The organism is Pseudoalteromonas sp. NBT06-2 (assembly GCF_002276045.1).
Lineage (GTDB): Bacteria > Pseudomonadota > Gammaproteobacteria > Enterobacterales > Alteromonadaceae > Pseudoalteromonas.
In genome coordinates, this window is record NZ_NQMR01000319.1 from 1 (window position 1) to 1559 (window position 1559).

1 protein-coding gene and 1 pseudogene are annotated in these 1559 nt (G+C 36.2%); one reads left to right on the forward strand and one right to left on the reverse strand.

The window, feature by feature from the left end:
- Window positions 1-54 precede the first annotated feature (54 nt).
- Window positions 55-318 (forward strand): annotated as a pseudogene (locus tag CJF42_RS28950) (transposase); the annotation flags it as partial.
- A gap of 36 nt (window positions 319-354) precedes the next feature.
- Here CJF42_RS28950 and CJF42_RS25750 read toward each other — a convergent pair.
- Window positions 355-1143 (reverse strand): hypothetical protein, encoded by a 789-nt coding sequence (locus CJF42_RS25750; RefSeq protein ID WP_095369339.1) that lies wholly within the window; start codon window positions 1141-1143, stop codon window positions 355-357.
- Between the last annotated feature and the right edge of the window lie 416 nt (window positions 1144-1559).

Below are 1559 nucleotides of genomic sequence, written 5' to 3' on the forward strand. Positions count from 1 at the left end.
ATTTCACCTAAAACTGCTGGATAAAACAGGATTTTTTTGTGGTACAAGCGCCTTTCTTGGCATACCAATTGGGCAAACTTAAATTCGCTATTTATTTACCTGTAGGATATTAGAAAAGCGATGTATATGGCTAATGCGATTGAGTCACTCAACAGCGTTATTCGCAAGGCTATTAAAAAAGAAATTTTTCCAACGGGCGATGCAGTTAAATAAGTCATTTATTTAGCAGTTGAAAGTACTGAGAAGAAATGGACTATACCCATTAAAAACTGGAAAACGGCCTTGAATCGATTTATGATTGAATTCGAAGACCGTTTAAAATACTTATATAAACTGGTAGTTACACAGAGTTATTTACGCATAACCATACTTTGCATGCTCTATATTATTGGCCATAAAGTCTTCATATTTTAAATAATATACAGGGGCTTTTTCGTGTGTAGGACCAAACATTCCATATTCATATAAATTACCATCCTTATCCTCAAATGACCAATAAGTCTCATCATACATATCATACTCATTTGCATCAGGTGCCAGTTTCGGAGGTAGTTGTCTTTGAATTCGCTCTCGCAGTTTTACATCTTTTGTAAGGGATTTCTCTAGTTTACCTTTATAAGTGTCGTTCAAATAACTAAACATTCTGTTGTAAACCTGTTTGGTAAATGTAGAAGTATTATTAAATCCTATAACTCTCGCTTCCGCACGAACTCCATCCTTAGTTTTTACATCTTCCATTCCTACAAAAACCATTGAGTGTGTGATACCCTGAGTTCCCTTAGAATAGTCACCTGTAATTATAATATCTCCTGGTTCTAGAGTATAAAGCAGTTCTTTTGCCAAAAGAGGCTTCGCGCCATGTGTTAGTTCATTTACATATGTCTCAGCATTACTCATATGGTTAATACTTTCACCACACTTGTGGCAATCCCAAATCGTTACTTCTCTTATTCTATCTATGGTCTTTTGTAGATCACCGCCGTACAAACTCATGTAGCCCCAGTGCTGAACTGCAGTATGACATGTATACCGCATTTGGTCACCGCCCATTCCTCTTGGTGGCATACCATGATCCGAGTGATAATTCCCTAAAGATGAAGGGTCTTTAACCATTCCTACAAACTCTTTTCGTGATAAAGGCATAAATTTCTCCAATATTATTAAAAAATGAATAAATACTAATTAAATAGCAAAATATAGACGCATCATTAGAATTTTTGTGATAACTTTTTTGAGCTTGATCAGACGCATTCAACGTCATGTAGTTTAAAAAGTAAGCAAATAGAGCTTCGGTTAGTTTAAAATATGAACACTAGAATGGTCTAAAAATCACACAGGTAAGGCTTATTAGTGAATGGAATAGCGGGCTATTTCGAGCTGACACAACGTAGCATGTGTGATTTTTGGCCACTCCCTGCGGGTGAGGCTAAAATTTCCGTATACTGCGTTAAATCTTCCTAATCTACGAAAATTTTGGCTCTCGCTGGTGACTATATTTTAAACTGATCGGTGCTCTAGTACTTAAACACACTGAAAATGATCGATTGAATCTACGCCAA